We start from the raw sequence: 23,696 nt of genomic DNA, 5'->3' as shown, positions 1-23,696 counted from the left end.
TAAAATCAATGGAATGGACTTTCGTACTAGCTTCAAAATTCTTTTTGTAATACTGTTTTCCTTTGTCCTATTTCTTAATTCCTTCGGACAAAATTATGGTCTGGCAATTGCGACAACTGACGAGGCCAAAGAAAACAATACAGCGCTCAATTTGTCACCCAGCAGTGCTGTATGTTTAAATGGAAATTTTGAAATCTCTTTTGAGGCGTCGTCACTGTACACCGGACTTCTTTATGGATATATTGTTAGAATAATTGAAGATGACGAACGTAATTTTGACTTGCTGTACAATTCAGAAAATCCAGAAAATCTGTTCAGTTTAGTTGTGGGGGATTATCAGACCAAGCTCAAATTAAACATTTCACCGGATCACTTTCTTAAAAATTGGAACAAGATAAGCATCAAGTTCGATGCAGATAGTGACAGGCTAATTGTTTCTGATGGACGCAAAGCATACGTCGAGAGAGGTTTGCACTTAAAAAAAAACGCTTGTTACAAACTACTTTTCGGTGCAAATAGCGACAAAAACTTCAAAACGACTGAAGCGCTCTCCGTGAAATTGCGTAATATCCGTATCCTGGAAAAAAATAATATCAAGTATTACTGGCCTTTAAATGAACACGAGGGCAACTTTGCGCATGAGTTGATCAACGGTAATGACGGCAAGATTAAAAATCCATTCTGGATGGCCTCCACCCACCAAAAATGGAAAAAAGTTGGCGAATTCATTGTAAATGGGGTCGCCAGCACAGCTTTCGACTCTAAGAAAGAGTCCTTATTTATATTAGCAAAAGATTCGGTATATACTTTTTCTCTGCGTGATTTGGTTTATAGCTCCAAGTCAAATGAAGGCAAATTTAGAGTTAACAGCGGGAGTCAATCCATCTATAGCCCCGTCAACAAACATATTTACCACTTTCTTCCTGACCTGAAAACAGCCGCAAGTTATAGTCTGAGCAATCAAACCTGGAGTAAAGAATTACCCGTAGCGCGTCCACCTGATTATTGGCACGCAAATAAAGTAATTTCTCCTGTTGACAGTTCCATGTATGTTTTTGCGGGATATGGTTATTGGAAATATAAAAATGCCGTTCAGCGCCTTTCGTTAAAAACAGGGCAATGGGAAGATATAAAAACCAAAGGGGATTATTTTACTCCCAGATATCTGGCAGGCCTGGGAACCAATCCGCGAGGTGATACGCTTTATGTGCTGGGCGGTTACGGGAGTACAAGCGGTTCACAAATGGTCAACCCCAATAATATTTACAGCATGATGCGTTTTACAATCAAAGATAAGACGTTTAAAAAGCTTTTCGACTTGAAAAAACCGTCTGAAGATTTTGCATTTGCCAGTTCCCTGGTGATCGATAACAGTTCAAAGACCTATTACGGACTGACCTTCCCTCAACGTAAGTATAATTCCAGCCTTCGTCTGATTGTCGGGTCATTAAAGAATAACAATTATAAATATGTGGCAAGTATTATTCCGTACAATTTCCACGATATTCATTCCTACGCTGATCTCTTTTATGCTGAGGAAAGTAAGAGGTTCATCGCTGTGACATTATTCACGTCTAAAAACGACCAAACAAAGGTAGATGTATACACTTTGGAGGGACCGCCGTTGAATTTAGTGAAAAGCAGTCCGTCAACCAAACATTCCATTTTGCCAATATTAATCGGGTTAATCATATTGGTCGCTTTGGCAACCGGTGGTATAGTATTCTATTTACGCCGTAGAAAACGTCACCCGCTGGCAACAGATCAGATTAAGACTTTAGAACCATACCCAAAAACAAAAGTTTGTTCTAAAAACGCTATTTTTCTATTTGGGGACCTTCAAATTTTCGATAGGAATGGTGCAGATATTACCAATCTGTTCACCCCGCTTCTTAAAGAATTGTTCCTGCTCTTGCTTGTAAATTCGATTAAAAACGGAAGAGGCCTGCACGCCGAGAAACTTGATGAGACCCTTTGGTTTGGAAAATCCGACAGGAGTCTTAGGAATAACCGCTCTGTAAATATTGCTAAATTAAAAGCGATACTGGAGAAGATCGAACATTGTAATCTTTCAAAGGATGCCGGGTACTGGAAAATCGAATTTGATTATGCATTTTGGTATATTGATTATCATCATTATCTGAACCTGATCGAAGATAAAAAGAAACTTAATGAGGAACAGATCAGATCGCTATTTGAACTCGTACGGCGAGGCAACTTCCTATCCAATCACCAGTACGAATGGCTTGACAATTTTAAAGCTGATATCTCAAATGAAGTTATCGATGTATTCCTGCTTTATGCAAATTCAAATAAACCCTACAATCCTGAGTTTTTAATTCAAATCGCCTGCTATATTTTCTATTTCGACCCGGTCAGTGAAGAAGCAATGATGATCAAATGTAAAGCCTTAGCAAGTTTAGGTAAACATTCCCTGGCTAAGAACGCTTATGACGTTTTCGTTAAAGAATACCGAGCGATTTACAATCAAGATTTTGAAAAAAAATTCACTCAAATATTGTAATATAAGCTTCTCATTATAAATTGTTTACAAATTATTTTCCTGAATAAAGCGATATCGTAAGCCGATATTAATTGGCCGTTAATCTCTCATTAATAGATTTTTCTTAATTCGTAAATGATGACAGATATGACAGCATAGTGACCTGTTGTGCCCTGTTGCGAACGTAATTAATATCAACCTGATCATGAAAATAAATCTACGAAAAAGATATCCGCTGTTGTTGTTGGCGACCTTACTGACAGTCAACACCGGTGAAAAAACCTATGCACAGGTTGCTAAGTTGCCGACTAAATGGACAAAAATTTCAATGGAGTCCAGTTTACCATTACCAGAGTATCCAAGGCCTCAACTGCAACGTAATGACTGGTTATGCCTGAACGGAAAATGGGATTATGTTAGCGGCCCGTCTGTAGCCAATGCTCTTAACCCATCTAAACCCATCAACTTCGACGGTAGCGTAGAAAAGATCCTCGTTCCCTATTGTCCGGAGTCTGTGCTTTCCGGCATCGAACGAAAGCAAGAGATCAACATGTGGTACAGAAGGAGTTTTGAGATCCCCCATGACTGGAAAGGCAGGCAGGTCATCATCCATTTTGATGCTGTTGATCATGATGCAAGTATTTTTATTAACGGGAAGAACGCGGGAACCCATGCAGGTGGTTATGACGGATTTAGCTTTGACATCACATCGTATCTTAAACCCGGAGCTAATATTCTGATCGTAGCGGCCCATGATTCGAACGACGGACGTACGCCTTCCGGAAAGAACGGCCCACGTGGAGATTATACCTATACATCAGGAATCTGGCAGACCGTATGGCTTGAACCGGTAAATAAAAACCATATCAAAGCTATTAAGCTGTTGCCTGATTTGGCCAACAGCCGCTTAAAGGTATTGGTTAATGCCGAGTCCGGTCAGGTTTCCGCTGTCGCCCTCGATGGTAAAAAGGTTGTTTCTGAAATTACGGCAGAGCCCGGCACCTCATTTTATATTCCGATTCCCAATGTCAAAACATGGTCGCCCGACGCACCGTTCTTGTATGATCTGAAACTCACCTTACGAGACAAAAACGGTAATATCACTGACCAGGCTATGAGTTATTTCGGCATTCGGGACGTCAAACTCGGGAAAGTAGGCGGCGTTGTCAGGCCTTTATTAAACAACCAGTTTGTGATGCAGGTGGGTTTGCTGGATCAGGGATACTGGCCGGATGGAATTTTAACGGCACCATCAGATGAAGCCTTAAAATACGATATCGAGTTTACTAAAAGAGCCGGATTTAACCTGATCAGAAAACATATGAAGACCGAACCCAAGCGGTTTTACTATTGGGCGGACAAATTAGGTCTGCTTATATGGCAGGATATGCCTGCGATTTGGTATCAGAACGAGGACACGGTTGCCACAAGGTCCACCTTTCGCAAAGAGCTTAAGGCAAGTATCGATGACAATTACAATTCCCCTTCTATAATCACCTGGGTACCTTTTAACGAAAACTGGGGCGCATTTGATGTTAAGCAAATTACAAATTGGGTTAAAAAATATGACCCCTCGCGCCTGGTCAATGGCAATTCGGGATTTAATAATAATCCGGATTATCAAAAGGCCGCCGGAGATCCCGGAAACGGGGACTTCGTGGACACGCATATCTACATAGGGCCAAACGATGCTTCCCGTCCGGATGGAAAGCGGGCTGCTTCATTAGGAGAATATGGTGGGATAGGCCTCTTTGTAAGGGGACATATGTGGCCTGTAGAAAACAATGCTTACGGATATGAGCCAACGAGGGCAGCATTAACTGATCGTTATATTCTTTTGATGGATCAGGTGGAGCAACTAATGAAATACAAAGGATTGAGCGTAGCGGTGTATACACAAACTACTGATGTTGAGCATGAAGTTAACGGTTTACTCACGTATGATCGTGCCTATGAAAAAATGGAAGTGGAAAGGATCAGAGAAGTGAATCAGGCGGTGATCAGAGAAAGTAAAAAACTGAAATAACAACTGAAAAAGAGTTATTTACAAAAAAGCAATAACCTGATTTGGCTACAATTTTACCAGTTTAGGTCACATTTCGAAATATCATTATAAAGAAATTTGGTTTAAAAGTGCTTGCAGAAATGCATAATTCTATGCTCGGAAAGCTTCATCGACCGCTAAGCGAGAATTTAATGAAAAGACACTGACCATTTGCAACATGAAACCTGTTTTGCGACACGATTAAATGCTGAATATGAAACATTAACACCTACCATAAATAAAACATCAATGAGGACAAAAGAAAACGTTCAAACGTCGGCAACGAACGATGTGGCGCCGCACCTTTGGGTCGAAAAGTATGCGGATTACCTTTTTGCTTATGCCTGCTTAAGGATAGACGACAAAGAGCTGGCGAAGGATCTGGTACAGGATACTTTCTTAGGGGCGCTGGAACGCGTGGATAAATTTGACGGACAACACCTTGAAAAAACCTGGCTTACTGCTATACTGAAGAACAAGATATTTGACGTTTACCGGAAAAGGTCATCCAAACCAAAGAGCCAATCCCTCTCGAATGCAACAGATCCGGAGAACGAAGAATTCTTTGAAACTGAGAATGGCCACTGGAAAGAACAGCATAATCCTGCCGCGTTTTCGATAGAACAGCCGGACGCGCTACATAATAAAGAGTTCCAAGGAGTTTTGCAGTCATGTGTAAAAAAACTTCCACCGTTATGGGCATCGGTTTTCGTGATGAAGCACATGGATGAGGAATCCAGTGAAACGATCTGTAAAGAACTTAGGCTAACATCTTCCAATTATTGGGTGATCATTCACCGGTCAAAGGTGCAGTTGAGGTCCTGTTTACAAAAGAACTGGATCTGATGCGGATACAAATGATATTATCCTTTGAAAACATGCTACTGACGAAGAACTACCAAATATTATTTATCCTCATTGGTTTGTCAGTCCAAACGTGGGGTCAAACAGCCGCCAAACCAATTGCAGCAGATAGTGTAAAAAGTTCAAAAAAGTCACAAGAAATAATCGTCAATGAACAAACATGGAAATTAAAAAATGACCCCCCATTCTTAACCTTAAAGCTGGGTGAACCTATAGTAAGCACTCCGCAAAACATAAAAAGGAGATCATCCACCAATGCGGGGCAATTAAAAGATAGCGTTGTGGTGAAAGTACATCCATCCTATAACAAGGGCGGCAGCCTGCACCGCTGGTTCTTTGGTAAAAACTACCGCCGGGAATGGGCTATTCCGGTTAAGTTGCCACTGATCAGAATTTCTGAGATCTATGGTGGCCTTATTCCCACGGAAGAAGGTGGCGGGCTGCAAACCAAATCATTACGTTTAAAAGATAAGAGCGGACGCGAATACCAATTGCGCAGCGTTGAAAAAACACCGGATAAGATACTGCCATCCAATTTACAAAATACTTTTGCGGTAGATTGGATCAACGACGCACTGAGCGGACAGCACCCCTTTTCGGCTCTGGTAGTGCCACCTTTGGCCAAAGCGGCCGGTGTCCCCCATGCCAATCCGATCATTGGTGTAGTTTCAGGCGATAATTTGTTAGGCAAATACAAAAAAGATTTTGACGGTGTAGTTTGCCTGCTGGAAGAGCGCGAGCCGCTTGGCGAAAATGATAATACGGTTAAAGCCCTGAGGAATGTGCAGGCAGATCATGATGACCATTTTGATGGTGAAGCTTTTCTTCGTGCCCGGATCCTGGATGTGCTGATCGGCGACTGGGACCGCCACGAAGATCAATGGCGCTGGGCCGAAATGAAAACCAAGGACGGCAAAATGTACACTGCCGTACCCCGGGACCGCGACCAGGTTTTTCACGTAGAGGAAGGTTTACTGCCTGATATTGCAGCACTACCATACATCAACCCCTTGTTGGGCGATTTCAGGACTGATATTAAACATCCTGAATATTGGCTGGCTAAGACCAAGTTCATCAATCCTTACCCGGATGCGCAGATGAGCCATGAGCGCTGGATGCAAATTACAAACGAGTTTGTAGCTGCTGAAACCGATGAGATATTTGAAACTGCGCTTCACCGTTTACCTAAAGAGGTTTATGGTATGCGCCACGACGAGTTGCTTGCTAAATTAAAAGCCCGCCGTGCGGCCTTGCCAGCGGCAATGGACAAATACTACCGCTTTGCCTACAGGATAGTTGATATCCGCAGCCCGGATAATGATGAGCAGATCACGATAACAGATGCACCAAACGGCGGGTTAAAAGTACTGATCCAAAAAATAAAAAAAGGCGAAGCGAAAGATACTATCCTATCGATGGTTTACACGCCGGATATCACTAAAGAGATCAGGCTGTACACTTCTGCCGGGGATGACCGTGTAATCATTAACAACGCCCAATCGCCAATTGATGTGCGGGTTGTGGGCGGTAAGGGCGATAAGCAATATGACATTATCCGGTCCCGCACCCGTGTTCGCATATATGATACACCTGACGCTAAATTTGTAAGCAATACGGATATGGTAAGCAAGCATTTAAGTAAAGATACGCTGAACACCCAATTTGTACCAACCAACCCTTACAACCTGTGGATGCCGCTTGCCACCGCAGCTATTAATGCCGACGACGGTTTTTTACTTGGTCTTGGCGTTAAGTATACCAAGCGTGATGGTTTCAGAAAATTGCCTTACACCAGTTCGCAGCAATTCATGCTTACCCACTCCTTTGGCACGGATGCGTTCAGAATTCGTTACCGGGGTGAATGGATGGATGCCATTGGCAAAGCCGATTTGCTGTTGCAAGCGTTTATACAAGCACCCGATAATGTGCTTAACTTTTTTGGCGTAGGAAACGAAACTGTTTTAAACAAAAACCAGCCTAATTTCCGCAGGTTTTACCGCACGCGTTACAATACGGTAGAAATTAACCCCGCCCTGCGCTGGAACACAGGTGCAACAAGTACTATTACTGCAGGGCCTTCATTCCAGTACTATCATCTTAACCTGGCAGATAACGCCGGCCGCTTTATCAATAACACATCCCTGATAGGCTCTTATGACAGCTTGATTGTAGATAAAGACAAAGCCCATTTAGGTTTTGAAGTGAACTACAACAGCAACCAGCGCAATAAAGGCATTTTGCCAACAAAGGGATATTTTATTAATATAAACCTGCAGGGTTATACAGGGCTAAATAATTATTCCAGATCATTTATCCAGCTACGCCCCGAATTTACTTTTTATCAAAAATTAAATTCATCGGGTACCATTGTATTGTCTGACCGTATTGGTGGTGGCGTAACTATTGGCAAACCGGCATTTTACCAGTCAATGCTGTTAGGTGGCCAGGGCAATTTACTTGGTTATTTGCAAAACCGTTTCGCCGGCCAGCACATGATATTTAACAACTTACAGGCAAGGGTAAAACTGTTTAACATCGGCAGTTATATTTTGCCAGGGCAATTGGGTGTAAGCGGGTTTTATGATACCGGTCGCGTATGGGTGGACGACGACAGATCTGACAAATGGCATCATGGCACGGGCGGCGGATTTTACTTTGCACCTGCCGAGCTTACCATTATACAGGTACTTGCCGGCCACTCCCAGGAAGGATGGTATCCATACTTGTCACTCAACTTCCGCATCTAAAAAAGAATACGTGTGACGGCGGTGTTTAAAAAGAGACGTTTTTCAATGTGCAAAACAGCAAAAAAACAGTTCGTAAGGAATCCATCACATATTATTTGACCATTTACCTTCAAAAAATGAAAAAAATACAATTGGATATAAAGAATAAAAATGGTGAATCGTTAGCCGCCCATTTACTAACACCAATGAATGGCCGGATTGACAGCATCGCCATTTTCGCACATTGTTTTACTTGTTCATCCAGTTTGGCTGTCGTTAGAAACATTTCATCAGAATTAACAAGCCATGGAATAAGTGTGTTAAACTTTGATTTCACGGGACTCGGGTTTAGCGATGGAGATTTTAGCGAAACTACATTCTCTCACAACATTTCTGATATCCAGTCGGTCAATGCATTTCTAACTGAAAATTATATCGCGCCAACTTTATTGATAGGGCATTCCCTGGGTGGAGCAGCAGCGATCATTGCTGCAAACCTGTTATCAAACATTCAGGCAGTGGTATCCATTGCTGCTCCATCAGAAGTAAAACATATAACCAAACATTTTGAAGGTTCAAGAGAAGAAATTAATACAGATGGTGAAGCTGTTTTATCCATTGGAGGACGGCCTTTTAGAATAAAAAAACAGTTCATTGATGACCTGCAAGCCCATCATTTAGAAGATGAGGTTAAGTTGTTGCGCCGGCCGATATTGCTATTGCATTCCCCACAGGATCTGATCGTCAATATTGAAAACGCTGCATCTATATATAATAAGGCAAATCATCCGAAAAGTTTCATCAGTATTGACGGTGCCGACCATTTGATCAGCAATAAAAAAGATGCTTTTTATGTGGCCGAAATTATTGCAAGTTGGGTAAAACGATATGTCGAAATAAACAAAGAGGACATTGCGGTAAAAGACACGGAAGGCGAACAGGTTTTGGTATATCACGAGACGGCCATACCGTTTACCAACCATATTTATACTAAAACGCATCACATTTATGGTGATGAGCCTGTCGATTTTGGTGGACATGGTTTGGGATTATCACCTTATGAATTGCTCAATGCGGCAATCGGCTCCTGCACCGTATTAACTTTAAAATTGTATGCCCAAAGAAAGCAATGGGATCTAAAAGAAGTTTTCGTGTACTTAAGTTATTCTAAAAAACATGCAGCCGAGTTTAATTTAGAAATTGACGAGATGGGACAATTGGATCACATTTCGAAGAAGATCAAACTTGTCGGCAACCTGACGGATGAGCAAAGAGATGCCTTAAAAGAAATTGCTTCAAAATGCCCCGTACATAAAACGGTAACCAAAAAAGTGTATTTTGACACACAATTAATTCAATAATATAGTAAAAGAAATTATCGCCATTTGATATGGCGTCGTAATTTTTACGACAGCGATGGACGCGTTCTAATCGACCCCATGGATGCCGTTTTATTTGGTTGTATAACGCCTCGAAAGTATCGGGCTATTCGTGTCTTCTCAACAGATTTCTTCCATTCGGAATGATCTGAAAGCCTACCAGCCGGGAGAGTTGTTTCTACACCTTTTCCTTTCCAGTCCAATTTATCTGTCAGACAATAGTCAGGTACATTACGTCAGCTAACGGACGAGGTAAGACCGTTAATAAATTATAATAGGCAACGGTAGCTGAGTGTGTACAAATATTGATCGTCCCCCCCCAAAAAAATCCCAATTCTTTTACAGCGAAATAAAAATCATAAAAGTTGTAAGGATATAAAGATGTATCCGATTAAACTATAAATGAATCAATAATTTGAATAATCGATCACAGCATTAATTCGCTACGATCTGTAAAGAATTCTGGTTGACATCGCCAGATTACGGGGTGGTTGATCAGGCCTCAAGGTAGCTGAGGATTTGCCTGCTAAAGAAACGGATCTAATTAAAGATTATGAAGAAGCTAAGCGAGAAAGAGATAACGAAGATAGCATACAACTGTAAAAAAGCCACTTTCCTGATTGAAAAACAGCAATCAGGAACGATCAATCACGTCGAAAGGTTTCAGTTGGAATTACATCTTAAAGGCTGCGAGGTATGCAGGATCTTTCAGAAACAAAGTGCCCTGATCAACCAGTTGGTCAGGGGTCTGATCCAGCCTGAGCACCATGAAATTAAGTTAGAGGACACTTTTAAAAAAGCGCTTCAAAAACAGATCAACCAGAAACTCGAAAAAAAGTAAACCGTCCGGAGCAGGTTTTCCTGGTTGGGACGACAAGGAAAGAACTACATACTACTAAACACAAATATGAAAAATTCGATCTACCTATTAACCATCTCTTCATCCGTGAAGAACGAACAGGGAAGCTTGTACTGTTCCGGCCTGGCTGCATTGAATGCAGAGGGGAAGCCCGGCTCGGCCAATGTCGAGCCAACTGGCCCCGATTTCAGCACCAGTTAGAGAGCAACTTTTAATACACTTTTAACCGAGAAACAATTAAATAACATACATATGAAAAACTCAATCTATCTATTAGCCATTTCTGCGACCATAGCCTTGCAGTCATGCGGAAACAATTCCGGAAGTTCAAAAAGCACATCAGATTCTACCGCAACCATGGCCGGTCCGGCGGACACAACCGCAACCGCTTCCGCTGCAGAGAGTGCTGATGACACTGCCGCTGCAGACAAAGCCGCGCCTATGCAGGCCAGCAGTACTGATATTAAAGGCATTGTTTGGAAAGAACTTCAAAAGTTGCCGCTTGCATCTGAACCCTCGAAGGAGGAAAGCATCGGCGTAGCCATCATACAGCCAAGCGCGCCCGCTGAGCGGCATAGTCATGCAGAAAATGAAATCGGTTACGTTCTCGCAGGTGAGTCGCTACTCGAGGTCGAGGGAGAGCCATCGCGTACGATCAAGACAGGCGACAGTTTTGCGATCCCAGCAGGGAAGATCCACCGTGCCAAGCCAAGCGGGAGCGTACCGTTCAAAGCACTCGTTACCTACATCGTAGTTAAAGGGCAGCCATTGGCGCGGCCTGCCAAATAGTTGAATCAATTTAATACGTGGGTAGTCCAGCGAACCCTTAAACTAACCTGATCTTAAAGTATATGCTATCATTGATCTTTTCATTTACTGCCAGTTTAAGTTATGGTTCAGGTGACTTCATCGCTGGCCGTACCGCACGTACATTGCCCTCTGCACTGATCGTATTACTTACGCAGGGTACACAAGCTATCCTTATACTGACCATTGCACTGGTAAGCGGGCAACCATTACTGCTGGCTGCACTGACCTGGGGGGTAATCGGCGGCGTTGCCAACGGTACTGCCTATATGTTGTACTACCGGGCATTGACCATGGGCAAGGCAGGCGTAGTAGCGCCTTTGGTGGCCTCTGCCTCAGCGATACCGGTAATGATCTCGATCGCGACCGGAACGATTCCTAATCTATTTGTATTGGCGGGACTGATTGTTATACTCCTGGGTATTATTGGTACCACCTATGCTCCGCGATCTGAAAGTGAGGAAACGATCCCCATGTGCCGCGGTGTGGTCATGCTGGTACTTTGGAACCATCCAAAGTTGGTGTTCAAACCAGCGACCTGCCTGCTGCTCGCTACGGGTGCGGCAATATCCTTTGGTGCGGCATTTACCATCGCTGACCACGGAGTAATAGTTGCGGGGAAAAGTATCAATTGGATGATCTGGGGATTTCAGCTCGGTACACTACCGATCACGATACTATCCACACTCACTACCGAAGTTCCCTGGAAAAAGTCTTTGCGCAATATGTCTATCATTAAGGCATTGCTGGTGATCATGTTGCTCAACATGGCCGGAGACATCTTGGTAGCTTATGCCTTTCGCGGGGGTGTGCTTGGTATCGTCAGTGTACTTGGTTCACTCGCACCGGTGGTAACAACCGTGCTCGCGGCGGTATTGCTGTCGGAAAAACTAAATATTCGTCAGAAAATAAGTGCATTTCTGATCGTCTTCGGCGCACTGATCATTACCTATTATCAAGGATAAAACTTTTAAAAAACTATCTATTAACCATTAAAATCACATGAAAGCAATTAAAGTACTATTAGCAATTACACTGGTCGGTGCAGTTATCGTATCCTGCTCGGACGAAAACAAGAAGAAAGAATCCGCCAGTATAGAATCTACGGATGAAAAACAATATGCGGTTTTCGACGACAAGGGCAATCTCATTCGTCCCAAAGACTACAGATCGTGGATCTTTATGGGCACTTCCACCACACCAAAGTCGGAAGATCCTAATGTGATCTTCCCTGACTTTCAAAATGTATATATAGATCCCGTTAGCTTTGCTTATTGGAAAAAACACGGTGAGTGGCGGGAAGGGACCATTATCGTCAAGGAATTGCTTCGTGCGGGTGATACCAATTCATCTGTTGGCCATGGTCATTTCCAGGGTGCACATTTCGAGGTAGCTGCGCAGGTAAAGGACAGTAAGCGTTTCCCTAAAATGCATAACGGCTGGAATTATTTTGGGTATGCGGACTTCAAAAAGAATATTCTTAATGAAACTTGCATGCCTTTGGGAACTAAATGTGCCGGTTGCCATAATAAAACCGCTGTTGACGGTGATGTATTCTATCAATACTATCCGGTAATACAGGCAGCAAAAGGATATGGTGACGGAAACCCGGAAAATGAAAGCACCCGTCCGGGACTGGTAGCAGATTATAAATACCAGGCCGCTGTAGTTGACTTCGTCAAAAAACAGAAGTAACCGGGTCACAAACACTGCTTCAGATCATGGATCACCAATTTTATAAAGCTTTACCCGTTCGTCAGGGAGCAATTGGCACGATCATCAATCAGGACGATCTCTTCAGTACAGTTCCTGAGGGCTGGGAGATCGTCCTTACCGATATACGCAACTCATCTGCTGCGGTCGCTTACGGCATGCACAGGACCGTAAATGTGGTCGCCACAGGCAGTATTGTCTGTGTGTTAAATATCGCGCATGAACATCGGATTATGATCCCTTTCTTTTTTGGTGGTGATGGAGCGACCTTCCTGATCCCCCATATGCTGATTGAAGAGGTTGTAGAAACGTTGGGGATCTACAGTGATCAGATCTCAGATAATTTTGGATTGACCTTAAGGGTAGGCAGCATGTCCGTCGCAGATGTGTATGCAGCCGGCCAAAAACTGAAGATCGCTAAATACAGCAGTTCACCCAAATTCATCATACCGGTCATTCTCGGAAACGGGCTTACTTATGCAGAACAACATATCAAGGGTGCCAACACACCGCCAACTATTAAGAACGCCAGTCGATTTGAAGTAGATCTCAGCGGCTTACAGTGCCGTTGGGACCAGATCGACCCGCCTTGTAATGACCATGAGGTCGTGACGCTGCTTGTTTCCGCTATTCAAATCAATAATCAGGGAAGGGCTTTCAACAAGGTCCTGACCGGACTGGATAATATATATGGAATTCCTCAAAAACGGCAACCTATCTCTGAATCAAAATTGCGAATCAATTCTACCATTCACGACGTAGGACAGGCAATTCTTGTCCGGGCCGGTACCAAAAGATGGTATAAATTATTTAGAGAATGGCTTTCCGTTATATATGGTTATATCTATTTCCGGACGCGAAGCGGGAGAGCTTATCTCAATACGCTGGTCGAAATGGCCGATACGCTTGTGCTGGACGGACGGATAAACACGGTCATCACCGGAACCAGCAAACAACGTGAACAACTAACTGCTGCTTTAACAAATCTGGAGAAAAGTGGCGAAATCCTTTACGGTATCCATGTAAGCCGAACCTCGGTGATGTCCTGTTATGTGCCGGATCAAATGGACGGTCATATCCATTTTGTGGATGGCTCCGGCGGCGGGTATACGCAAGCGTCCAGAATGCTGAAGGAAAAGGTCAATCATAGATCAATGCTACCTGAAGATGAAAAATAAAGAGGAAACGATAGCTACATTATACAGTATATCTACGGCAATGCCCGGATTTTAAAGAACGGATCGGGACACTTTTTAAATATCATCTCCACCGCCGGTATCGCTATCGTGCCTACCATGATTGATTATTCCGGAACTAAAAATGCTGTGCGTACGGTCGGCGAAGCGCTGCGCCATGAATCCTCAAACCTAAAAATTAAAAATGGGGTAGCGTTTTGGTGCCAGAAATGGTGCACCCATAAAGACTGAAAAAGATTCAATAAAATAAAAAACTATATAAATCAAAGATCTATATGGTTTTTTAAATAACAAAAATGCCATTTTGTGCTCGCAAATGGGTGCTTCCCGAACCACTTCGTGACTGATTTGAAAAGAATTACATCTTTGAGATTACAAGCCTAACTGTATATCAAGATGGCTCGAGTCGTGTTTCGCTACCTCTAATTGGTAATGAAATAATGTTGAATATGTTTAATGATTTGATTAATAACCTAACGTCAAATAGATATCAACAGAACGCGATTGTCTACTGTAGATCTATGTTCTTAGATATGACAGTTGCGCGTGTATAATAATATTAGGGTTATTTATTGGCTTTATCGAAAAGAATATCCTCTCTCAAGTTTACAAATTCTTTACCCAACTGCGTTATTAAAACATATTTTGACAACTGTTCGCCAGCGTCGGGAAGGTCAGTTATAGATGGAACTTTAATATACCCTATGTCTCTTAAATAGTATAGCTCTCTAACCAAGCCTTTTGATTTTTGAAATTGGCCAAAATCAGCAGAGCCTATTTTTTTCAAATTTTGATACATATCACTACCCATTGTCGTGATAAACAATCTCGAAATCTTATCATTTGTAATTGACAATTGATCCTTAACAGCATTTACTTCCTGACGAATTTCCCCAAGCTCCAACGCTCCAAATTTGACGGCTGTTCCATCTTTCAGACGTGTCGATATAGCTGTCCGTAATTCGGTAACTTCCTTCCTAAAGAAATACACACAAAATAGTATAAACAGTATCCAGGACAGTGTCTGCATAAGTGGAATTAAATTGCTGAGGAACTCTATAGCAGTTTCGTTAGAGCTTATTTTTTGCGGCGACCGATCCAAGATGTAAACGGTATCGATTAATGAGCTGTTCATTGATTGGATGTGGGTTTAAGTAGTTAAAAGATTACTACAAATAAGATAAGCACATTATATAAAAAACCCACTAAGTTAATGATTTTATGTAGATATAGGCTGTACGCAACAACTTGTTCGAGCTTGCAGGCACTGAACATGAGGCATAGCAAAGTTGCTATGCCAATTTTGGGATTGGTTATTCTTCATACAGCTATTATTGATTGGTTAGTTCGCTGTTACTCGCTTGTAGTGCTGATACCGGAAATTTTTAACTTCTTTATATTGATGAGTTGACCGGCTTCAATAGATACATGGTCAAGTGGCGTGTTCGGGAAAAATATATTGGTTTGAACAGTTGGGCCATTGTCTGCAAATATTTCCAAAGAAGCGGCGTCTACAAATATCTTTAATGAAAGCTGCTTAGAGGAACTTATCCGTGGCGCGAGGGTTTTCCTTGCAAAGCTTTTTTCGAAATCGACCTTTCCCGATTTGCGCCTGTCGACATAAATGGTATTAGTCTTTTTGTCATAACCGGCAATCACTTCATCGCCTCCTTTATTATACAACCTGACAGAAAAACTCGTCGTGTTGGAAGTGCTCAAATCAAGGACATACCTGGAATTGAACCGCTTGATAGTTGACGACAGATCATATTTCCGTTTGCCTTGCAGATTATTGAAGACCACAGGGGTTTGTATAATAGCATTGAGTTCTTTTACCGGTGCAGAAATTAAGGAAAGTTGACTGCCTGTCTGAACCAGTTTAAGTTCACGTGGTAAAGTATTGGCACCACGCCAGCTTTGCGTTGGCACTTGGTTAGCATATTGCCAGTTGTTCATCCAACCCATAAATATTCTACGATCCCCTGTGCCTGCAAAGGTTACACCGGCATAATTATCAGCGCCGTAATCGATCCATCGCGTTGCTGTATTCTCGGGCTTAAAATTTTTGCCATCAAAATCTCCGATAAAATATTGCGTTGCCGAACCACCATTAGGACCGCCCGGGTTAATGCTTACTAACAAAACCCATTTTTTAACGCCCTTATATTCCAGGCTAAACAGATCGGGACATTCCCATACGCCGCCATGTGCACCTATGTTGTTACCAAACTCGCTTAACTGTACCCAGCTTTTTAAATCTTTGGAGCCGTAAAAAGTAACCGATTGCTTGGTGGCCAAGGTCATCACCCATTGTTTGGATTCTTCATTCCAGTTTACTTTCGGATCACGAAAATCCCATATACCAGGATTAGGCAGAACGGGGTTGCCTTCGTACTTTTTCCAGGTTTTGCCTTCGTCATTACTGTAGGCAATACCCTGGTATTGATGCAGGCCGGTTTTAGCGTTCTCGATCTTTTGATTATGATAAGTGTAAATGGCCACCAGGGTGTTTTTACCGAAGCCAGCCGTATTATTCACGTCCACAACCGCGCTACCCGAAAAGATCATCCCTAAGGAGTCGGGGTATAATGCAATCGGCTGCTCTTTCCAGTGAAGCAGGTCGGTACTGATGGCATGGCCCCAGTGCATAGGCCCCCAGGTTGTACCACCGGGGTTATACTGGAAAAACAGGTGGTACTTTCCGTTTAGGAATACCATGCCATTTGGATCGTTCATCCAGTGGGCCCTTGGCGAAAAATGATACTGTGGGCGGTAGGTTTCTGCTACGGAAGAATTTTGAGCAATGGCTGGCCTGTTGGAGAGTATTATTCCTGCGATAACCAGTATTACGCCAAAACACATTGTTTTTATTTTTTTTAATTGAAGCATATTCTTTGATTATAAAGTTAATTATTCGGGGTCCGGATCGTCTTGAGCGGCCAGGCCTTCAGCCTGGGTACGTTGATTAACCCTCCGTCAGAAAACAGTTCAATGCCCATTTGGCCTGTGGATGGAAAATTAGTTGCACTCAGTACGAGGCTGCCGTCGTTGCAAAACACTTCTACTGAGGATTGATCAACAAAGATCCGCAGCTCAAGCAATTCCTTTTCCAGTGTAAGCGGCGCATTATACTTCTTTGCAAACAGCCTGGTAAATGATGTATCGCTTGTATGATCCGTTGCGTTTGATCGGTCAATAACCAGTTGTGATAAAACCGGGTCATAACGAAATATCATATTGCGCCCTTCACCTACAAACAGGTTAAAGCCGAAAGGAAGCTTATCGGTGGGTTTAAATGCGATTTCCAATTCATAACTGTTTTTCTCTGGCTGAAAAGCGATCTTTTTGGTGCCTTTGATCTTTAAATTTTTCCTGCTGAATGGCACCCCGCGGAGTTTGCTCAAAGCAGGAACGGGCTGTTGAATGATTTGATACCCGGCCGGGCCATGTTTAAGCGACATGACCCTTGGCAAAGATTGAAAGCCTTTGCCCCAGCTTGTCGGGACTTTATTTGCATAGTCCCAATTCCCCATCCACCCGATGGCAAATACAGTATCACCAAAGGAACGTTTGCGATCATAGTTTCGCCATGTGCGGGTTGCATAATAATCCGGACCATAATCAAGCCAGTTGGCGTGTTCAAGCTGCGTATCCATCAGTACATCAGAAAAAACAATGTGGTCAACAGCAATATTTCCCATTTTTTTTGCAAGATGACGGTCGAGTATTTCAAGCAAAACGGTTTTTCCTTTCAGGTCATGTACATCCCAGCCATTCCATTTTAGAACGTTGGTATTATCTCCGGTAGTACTCCGGACAACCTTGCCGTTATATAATAAGTTAATACAGGTACTGTCCGGATGCTTTCCACCAGCCAGCAGGAAATTGATGGCATTGCTGCTTACCTTAAACGGGGTTGATGTCAGTCTGCCCATTGTTCCTTGCTTTCCTGAAGAAGCCGCAAGCGCCTTGCCTATGAAATCAACAGATGATACCGTGTCAGAAAACGCTGATCCTTCTTGTTTCCATCTGATCAGCCCATTTTCGAAATCTTCAAAAACGTTTCCGCGTATGCCAACACCATTTTTCAAATAATCACGGCTTTCCTGGTCAGCAGTAAAGGCCTTGCCATCAAAACTACCTACAAAATATTGCACTCTGTTAGGCCCTCTGCCAATGAGCATGACCCACTTTTTCATTCCGGTGCCTGCAACGGGCAGTTCAAATAGGTCTGGGCATTCCCAAAATGAGTTTTTGGCACCCAAGCCCTGAAAACTGCTGCAATATTTCCAAACCTTTAGATCTTTCGACTCATAGATCTGGATTTCCTGCACATTGGGTAAGCTGACGACCATCTTCCAAAGCTGATCCTGTGGGTGCCAAAACACCTGTGGATCACGGAAAAATATCTTTTGCAAATCCAGTACCGGGTTATGTTGATAATAGTTGAAAGTTTGGCCTTCGTTTGTACTTACAGAAAGTGCTTGTGCTTCCGGTAAGGTATCCCCGGGATAATGACGGGTGAAAAAAGCGATCATGCTTTGTTTACCGAATCCACTTGTGTTTGCCGTATCTACCACAACCGAGCCGCTGAAGTAAGAGAAAGACCGGTCACTTCCTTTCATCGGGTAAGGCTGCTCTTTCCAGTAAATTAAATCTTTTGAAGTAGCATGCCCCCACCAGAATAAATGATACGTGTTATTGGTAAATACCAGGCCGTCAGGATCACCGATCCATCCGCTTTGTGGCCGGAAATGGTATTGCGGATAATATTTTTGATTGGCTGCCGGTTTTGTTAAGGTTTGTCCGCTGGCATGCCCGGCCGTCAAGAAGCTGAACGACAACAAGCATGCCTTTATAAAAAATCGGACTTTCATCTTAGTGTTTAATAACTTTTAAATTATTCACACTAACTTCCATTCCCTCCGCTCCCAGGCTCCACATATTGCCGTTCATGCTATAAATCCGGTTAGTTAAAGCGACTTCATCATTTACATACAGAACAGCAACCGAGCCATCTGCAACCACGCTGAATTCATAATTTTTGCCACTTTGAAAATTAAAGGGTACACGGGTAACTTCAACACCGTTATTGTAAGCAGCAATACGTTTGGCGGCAGGCTCAAATTTGATAACATAGCTGCTGGTGTTATCTGTTTTGGTGTTAAATCCAAGCGAAGCTGTACCGGTCAGGTTACTAAAGGTCAATCCTCCCTGTATCCTGGACGTACCATCCATACTGGCGAACTTGTAAAAAGCCAATGCCGCACCACCGCTTAAAGTATATTGGGTTCCGGTTTGCTTCACTGTTCCTGTCTGCCCTTTAATTTCAGGCACAGTTTCCTTTGTGAAATAACCCTTTACTGCGGCAGGGCTTTTCACGCCCAGCTTATCATTGCTCAGTTTCACCAGCTCATGCGAAATGAGGTTACCTCCCCAGACGCGGGTTCCATTGTCATTCTCCGGATTACGGCGGTGCGCCCAACCGAAGCTATAGTTCGTTGTGCCGTTTGAAGCCATGCGCCCTGCATAGAACTGGTGCCCGTCAAACATATCATTACCATCGGCCGGCTTCATCCAGGGGCCGGCAGTTGAACCGGCCACACGGTAATGTGTACCGGGGGCATCGCTCCAGTCTTCAGCAAAAAAGAGGTAATATTTATCACTGATCTTAACGATATCAGCGCACTCGAGCATCAAATAACTCCCGTCAACCGTTAGCGGTCCACGTATCTGCCAGTTATCGGTAGCAGGATCATCTGATCTGTAAACCAGGATCACTCCTTTGCCAGCCTGCTGGGTACTTACCAGCATCCAGTACTCTTTAAATTCGTCATTATAAAAAACGTAGGGATCACGAAAATCGCTGGAACTGTATCCATCTGAAGCACGAAGCAAGAAGTTTGTTTTTTTCGTCCAGTTCTTCATGTCTTTACTCGTGGCATACATCACGGCTTCGCGGGTGTTGCTGCCTGTCCAGGCTGGGTTGTTATTTTGCAGCCAACTGCTTGTATTGTTATAGCCGGTATAGTAAAAGTAATAGGTATCTCCTACTTTGACCATGGATCCAGTACCAACCAACTGGTCCTGGGTGGCGGCTGTTCCATAAGAAATAACTTGTCCGTCATAACTAAAATTCAGCAGATCCTTACTGCTAAACTTATGAATATCATGCTGCCCGGTACTGCTTTGTTTGGCTCTGTCAGTTGCATCATGCAGAAAAAACAGTTCAAACTGGTTATTAACATAATAGGGCATCACATCACCTACCCAGCCTGTACGGTTAGTACTGCCCGGACTGGTAGCCACGGTGGGTTTTGGGTAGATGTTAAATTTCTCGTCGGTATAGGGCAGCGTTGTGGTAGTAGAGCTTTCTTTTTTACAGGCAAACAAGGTCAGTAGCAAGCTGCCCGCCAATATTAACTTTTTATGAACCATAATCATCAGATTTTTTCGGTGAATACTGACCGGCGGGGGGAACCAGCCGGTCAGTATATTATTTTACTTTTAAATAATCAATTGCGTTCTTGGTGATTTTTTTGATGTTGGTTAGGTAACGGTTGGTGGTATTGCCGCCATTCAAAGGCTCAGAATACCAGTCATAGGCTCCAAAAGCGACGATAATCACTTTACCACTGTTACTCACCGAAGGCCATTCTGCAATGCCGGCTCTGCCATTAAGTTCATTATCCCATGCCTCTGATGCAAGGTTAGTACCACCGGTTTGGTCATGCCATACGGCCGCAGTGCCGTAACCGCCCCAATCATTAATATACCACCATGCGGTGTGATTCAATCGGAAAGTACCCTTTTCTAAAAGGTATGCTTTTCCCGGCTCAAAAGTCTCCAAGCCCTGGAATACCGGATGGCTTTCTTTGCCCTTGAACGATATACCCCAATCACTGCCGGTCTCCACAAATCCATTCGGCGGAAAGTCACCGAATACATTATTTGGACCGCGTCCTGCCGGTACGATGCCCAGGGTCTCCACGTATTTGGTGGCAAAGGTTGTCAGCAATAAACTTCCGCCACCTGTACGATACGCTTTAAGGGCATTGACCACAGTAGCCGATGTTGCTGCTGCGGGCAAGTCCTGCGCGGAGTCAAAATGCCACCACATCACTTTGTAGTTCGATAGCTTTTTCCCGGTCTCAATGCTTTGAAACGAAACATAATCGGCAGTAGGATAAGTGGCGAAGAACCAGTCTGCTGCTGCTTTTTCATCCGGGTTAGTGATTGCTGACCTTGAGGCTGAAGTGCCCAGGAAAGCATATTCGCTCACCGAATTACTGATCACATTCACCGAATAAGTCACCGTTGAACTTCCGACAGTTACTGTATAGTTGATTGGTTGCGTAAAGTTTTGCGCTACACCCGATGTTGGCGAAACGGATGCACCTGGTTGTAAAGCAATTTCCGGTGACAAGGCCGACACGTTGGTGCCGTCAGGCAAAATCAGCGTAATATTCTTGTCCTCATGGTTGATCGTTGCATTCACGCCATTGATCTTGAAAGCAGATAGAGGCGGAATGATCTTAACAATAGCCTTATAGTCTTTAAACACATTTCCGTTGGTGATGCGGTATTTTACCGTTCCCGTGAAATTCATTGCTTGATTTGACGCGGGGGTAGATACGGCATCCGATGGCATTTGCATAACGGGGGTTAAAGCCGTTAAGTTGGACCCAAAGGGCATGTTTAACACGATATCTCCGGTATTTTGATTGATCTCGCCTTTGACATTGTTAACTGCAAAAGAGGTCAACTGAACTTCGGAGTTGACATTAAATCCAGAATCCTTATCCTTTTTACATCCGGCCAACGCCGCAACAGTCAGAATAACTAAGCTGACTAACTTCATTTTTTTACTTATATAATTTCTCATGTTACAATTGGTTAGTGGTTAGTACCCTGGGTTTTGAACGTAACGGTTCTCGCTCCAGAAGATCTGATTTTGTGGAATAGGCAAGTATTCATCACGGCCTTTAGTAAACCTGGCATTCTGATAAATACTTCTGGATGGCCTTTCTACGTTAAAAAAGTCATTCATAACCTTATCCGCAATGCCCCATCTCACCAAGTCAAAGAAGCGCTCACCCTCAAGTGCCATTTCGAGTCGGCGTTCAAACCGCAACGCTTTACGTGCATTGTCCAGGCTCCAGTCAATATTCACCCCAGGCGTGTAGGGCTGTACATAATATTTTGAGGTAGGCTGCCCATTGGCTTTAACCAAACGCGAGGTACTGTTAGATGCCCGCGTACGAATCTCGTTAATGATTGGTAAAGCATCCATTGGTCGCCCGAGTTCAATCAGTGCCTCAGCTTTGAAAAGCATTACATCAGCCAGCCTGATCATGATGCGTGCCTTGGTGTTTCCGAAGAAGGGCGCAACGTTGATAAAGCAGTCACAGTCCGGTGAAACGTTTTCTTTCATAGAATTATAAGTGCCATATATAGGAACGTTACGACTCCAGGCCTCGGTTACAACCCGCATAGGATCATATTTCCATGGTGCACCAGGTCGGGATATAGTATGATCCAAACGTGGATCAACCGTATTATTTACAAAATCCACATTTTGCTGACTGTAAGTATCTAACAGAGGCACCCCGTTAGCACCGGTTTTATAGGCATTGGCTAAATTTTGAGAGGGTTTTTGAAAGTCACAGCAACCAATGCCTTGCGGAACGGTAAGCATGTCGCCGTAATTTACACGGCCACGACCGGCACCGTCATTGGTAGAGAACTGTACGGACATGATAGCTTCTGAACCATTTTCAAAGCTTCCGGATACAAAGTTGTTTCCGAAATCCGGTTGAAGTTTATACCCCGATGCCAAAACCGCATTAGCGGCATCTACCACCTGCTGTAATCTTTGAGGATCGATACCGGTAACATTATGCTTCTCATCCTGCTTATAAGCCTGGAATAAACGCGTTTTTGCCAGGAAAGCATAGGCGGCATATTTGTTAGCACGTCCAATCTGGCTTTGTGTTGCCGGAAGGGTATTTGCCGCAAATTCAAAATCAGCGGCAATCTTATCGAGTATCTGGTCCCGTGTATATTTGTTATTAGGCTCCAGCTTATAATCATCAGAGGGCAGATTTTCGTCGATGTAGGGGATGTTCTTAAACAAATTCTCTATCATCAGGTACCAATAGCCTCTTAAGAATCGCAGTTCGGCTTTTCTTGTATTTAACAACGGCATTTGTGCCTCTGTAAATTTGTTTAAAACACGTAATCCTTCGTTTGCCCTACGTATACCTACGTAAATATTAAACCAAATCCCATCATAATTCCACTGGTCTGGGCGCGAAGTTGTAAATATTTCCATGGCATGAAATACATCACCGTCGCTGATGCCGCCCCCGCCTTTATAAGCATCATCGGCACGCACATTCCCATACTGGTACATACTGAAGGCCCGGTTAATTTCATCATTACCCAACTGCGAGTAAGCAGCTATTACAAAGCCTTCGGCTTGCTCGGGAGTTGCTACCTGATCTTCATTCAGGGTGCCTTTCGGGTTTACTTCCAGAGCTTTATTACATGAAGTGAATAGCAGTGTTAATAAAGCCATTCTGTATAAATATTTTTTCATTACG

The 23,696-nt window shown here is 43.4% G+C and carries 17 protein-coding genes; 11 read left to right on the top strand and 6 right to left on the bottom strand.

The features are described 5' to 3' along the window. The first annotated feature begins 13 nt into the window (after window positions 1–13). The 11 genes from AC3WJC_RS04815 (at window position 14) to AC3WJC_RS04765 (ending at window position 14,073) form a co-directional block, all read left to right on the top strand. A complete protein-coding gene (locus tag AC3WJC_RS04815; protein ID WP_492397936.1) occupies window positions 14–2,524 on the top strand; it encodes a galactose oxidase in 2,511 nt (836 codons plus the stop codon). A gap of 184 nt (window positions 2,525–2,708) precedes the next feature. Next, window positions 2,709–4,529 (top strand): glycoside hydrolase family 2 protein, encoded by a 1,821-nt coding sequence (locus AC3WJC_RS04810; RefSeq protein ID WP_492397935.1) that lies wholly within the window; start codon window positions 2,709–2,711, stop codon window positions 4,527–4,529. Between the two features lie 267 nt (window positions 4,530–4,796). Then, window positions 4,797–5,393, top strand: coding sequence for a sigma-70 family RNA polymerase sigma factor (locus AC3WJC_RS04805; RefSeq protein WP_492397934.1), 597 nt, complete (start codon window positions 4,797–4,799; stop codon window positions 5,391–5,393). Between the two features lie 32 nt (window positions 5,394–5,425). After that, on the top strand, window positions 5,426–8,158 hold the full coding sequence (locus tag AC3WJC_RS04800) for a BamA/TamA family outer membrane protein (RefSeq protein ID WP_492397933.1): 2,733 nt from the start codon (window positions 5,426–5,428) through the stop codon (window positions 8,156–8,158). Window positions 8,159–8,274: 116 nt separating this feature from the next. Beyond that, window positions 8,275–9,498: a bifunctional alpha/beta hydrolase/OsmC family protein gene (locus tag AC3WJC_RS04795; RefSeq protein ID WP_492397932.1), complete on the top strand. Its 1,224-nt coding sequence runs from the start codon at window positions 8,275–8,277 to the stop codon at window positions 9,496–9,498. A 571-nt stretch (window positions 9,499–10,069) separates the two neighbouring features. Beyond that, window positions 10,070–10,357: a hypothetical protein gene (locus tag AC3WJC_RS04790; protein WP_492397931.1), complete on the top strand. Its 288-nt coding sequence runs from the start codon at window positions 10,070–10,072 to the stop codon at window positions 10,355–10,357. A 66-nt stretch (window positions 10,358–10,423) separates the two neighbouring features. Continuing rightward, the gene (locus AC3WJC_RS04785) at window positions 10,424–10,576 is read left to right on the top strand and encodes a hypothetical protein (RefSeq protein ID WP_492397930.1); all 153 of its coding nucleotides are present in this window, start codon (window positions 10,424–10,426) and stop codon (window positions 10,574–10,576) included. 51 nt (window positions 10,577–10,627) lie between these two features. Next, window positions 10,628–11,164 carry a cupin domain-containing protein gene (locus tag AC3WJC_RS04780; RefSeq protein ID WP_492397929.1) on the top strand — a complete coding sequence of 179 codons (537 nt, stop codon included), beginning with the start codon at window positions 10,628–10,630 and terminating at the stop codon, window positions 11,162–11,164. Window positions 11,165–11,226: 62 nt separating this feature from the next. Beyond that, window positions 11,227–12,147, top strand: a complete 921-nt coding sequence (locus AC3WJC_RS04775; RefSeq protein ID WP_492397928.1) for a DMT family transporter — start codon at window positions 11,227–11,229, stop codon at window positions 12,145–12,147. 37 nt (window positions 12,148–12,184) lie between these two features. Next, the gene (locus tag AC3WJC_RS04770) at window positions 12,185–12,877 is read left to right on the top strand and encodes a cytochrome P460 family protein (protein WP_492397927.1); all 693 of its coding nucleotides are present in this window, start codon (window positions 12,185–12,187) and stop codon (window positions 12,875–12,877) included. A 26-nt stretch (window positions 12,878–12,903) separates the two neighbouring features. After that, window positions 12,904–14,073 (top strand): DUF3095 family protein, encoded by a 1,170-nt coding sequence (locus tag AC3WJC_RS04765; RefSeq protein WP_492397926.1) that lies wholly within the window; start codon window positions 12,904–12,906, stop codon window positions 14,071–14,073. Window positions 14,074–14,656: 583 nt separating this feature from the next. Here AC3WJC_RS04765 and AC3WJC_RS04760 read toward each other — a convergent pair. The 6 genes from AC3WJC_RS04760 to AC3WJC_RS04735 all read right to left on the bottom strand — a co-directional run bounded on the left by AC3WJC_RS04760 (window position 14,657) and on the right by AC3WJC_RS04735 (window position 23,692). Then, window positions 14,657–15,226: a hypothetical protein gene (locus tag AC3WJC_RS04760; protein ID WP_492397925.1), complete on the bottom strand. Its 570-nt coding sequence runs from the start codon at window positions 15,224–15,226 to the stop codon at window positions 14,657–14,659. 218 nt (window positions 15,227–15,444) lie between these two features. Next, a complete protein-coding gene (locus AC3WJC_RS04755) occupies window positions 15,445–16,980 on the bottom strand; it encodes a glycoside hydrolase family 32 protein (RefSeq protein WP_492397924.1) in 1,536 nt (511 codons plus the stop codon). A 17-nt stretch (window positions 16,981–16,997) separates the two neighbouring features. Next, window positions 16,998–18,968 carry a glycoside hydrolase family 32 protein gene (locus tag AC3WJC_RS04750; RefSeq protein ID WP_492397923.1) on the bottom strand — a complete coding sequence of 657 codons (1,971 nt, stop codon included), beginning with the start codon at window positions 18,966–18,968 and terminating at the stop codon, window positions 16,998–17,000. A gap of 1 nt (window position 18,969) precedes the next feature. Next, on the bottom strand, window positions 18,970–20,529 hold the full coding sequence (locus AC3WJC_RS04745) for a glycoside hydrolase domain-containing protein (RefSeq protein ID WP_492397922.1): 1,560 nt from the start codon (window positions 20,527–20,529) through the stop codon (window positions 18,970–18,972). 58 nt (window positions 20,530–20,587) lie between these two features. Beyond that, entirely contained in the window at window positions 20,588–21,976 is a 1,389-nt protein-coding gene (locus AC3WJC_RS04740) for a DUF4960 domain-containing protein (RefSeq protein ID WP_492397921.1), read from the bottom strand. An 18-nt stretch (window positions 21,977–21,994) separates the two neighbouring features. Continuing rightward, a complete protein-coding gene (locus AC3WJC_RS04735; RefSeq protein ID WP_492397920.1) occupies window positions 21,995–23,692 on the bottom strand; it encodes a RagB/SusD family nutrient uptake outer membrane protein in 1,698 nt (565 codons plus the stop codon). Window positions 23,693–23,696 lie beyond the last annotated feature (4 nt).

The sequence above is a fragment of the Mucilaginibacter sp. FW306-07-L genome (assembly GCF_058782065.1).
Note: the sequence above shows the minus strand (reverse complement) of the source record. Positions and strands in the feature narration are given on the sequence as shown.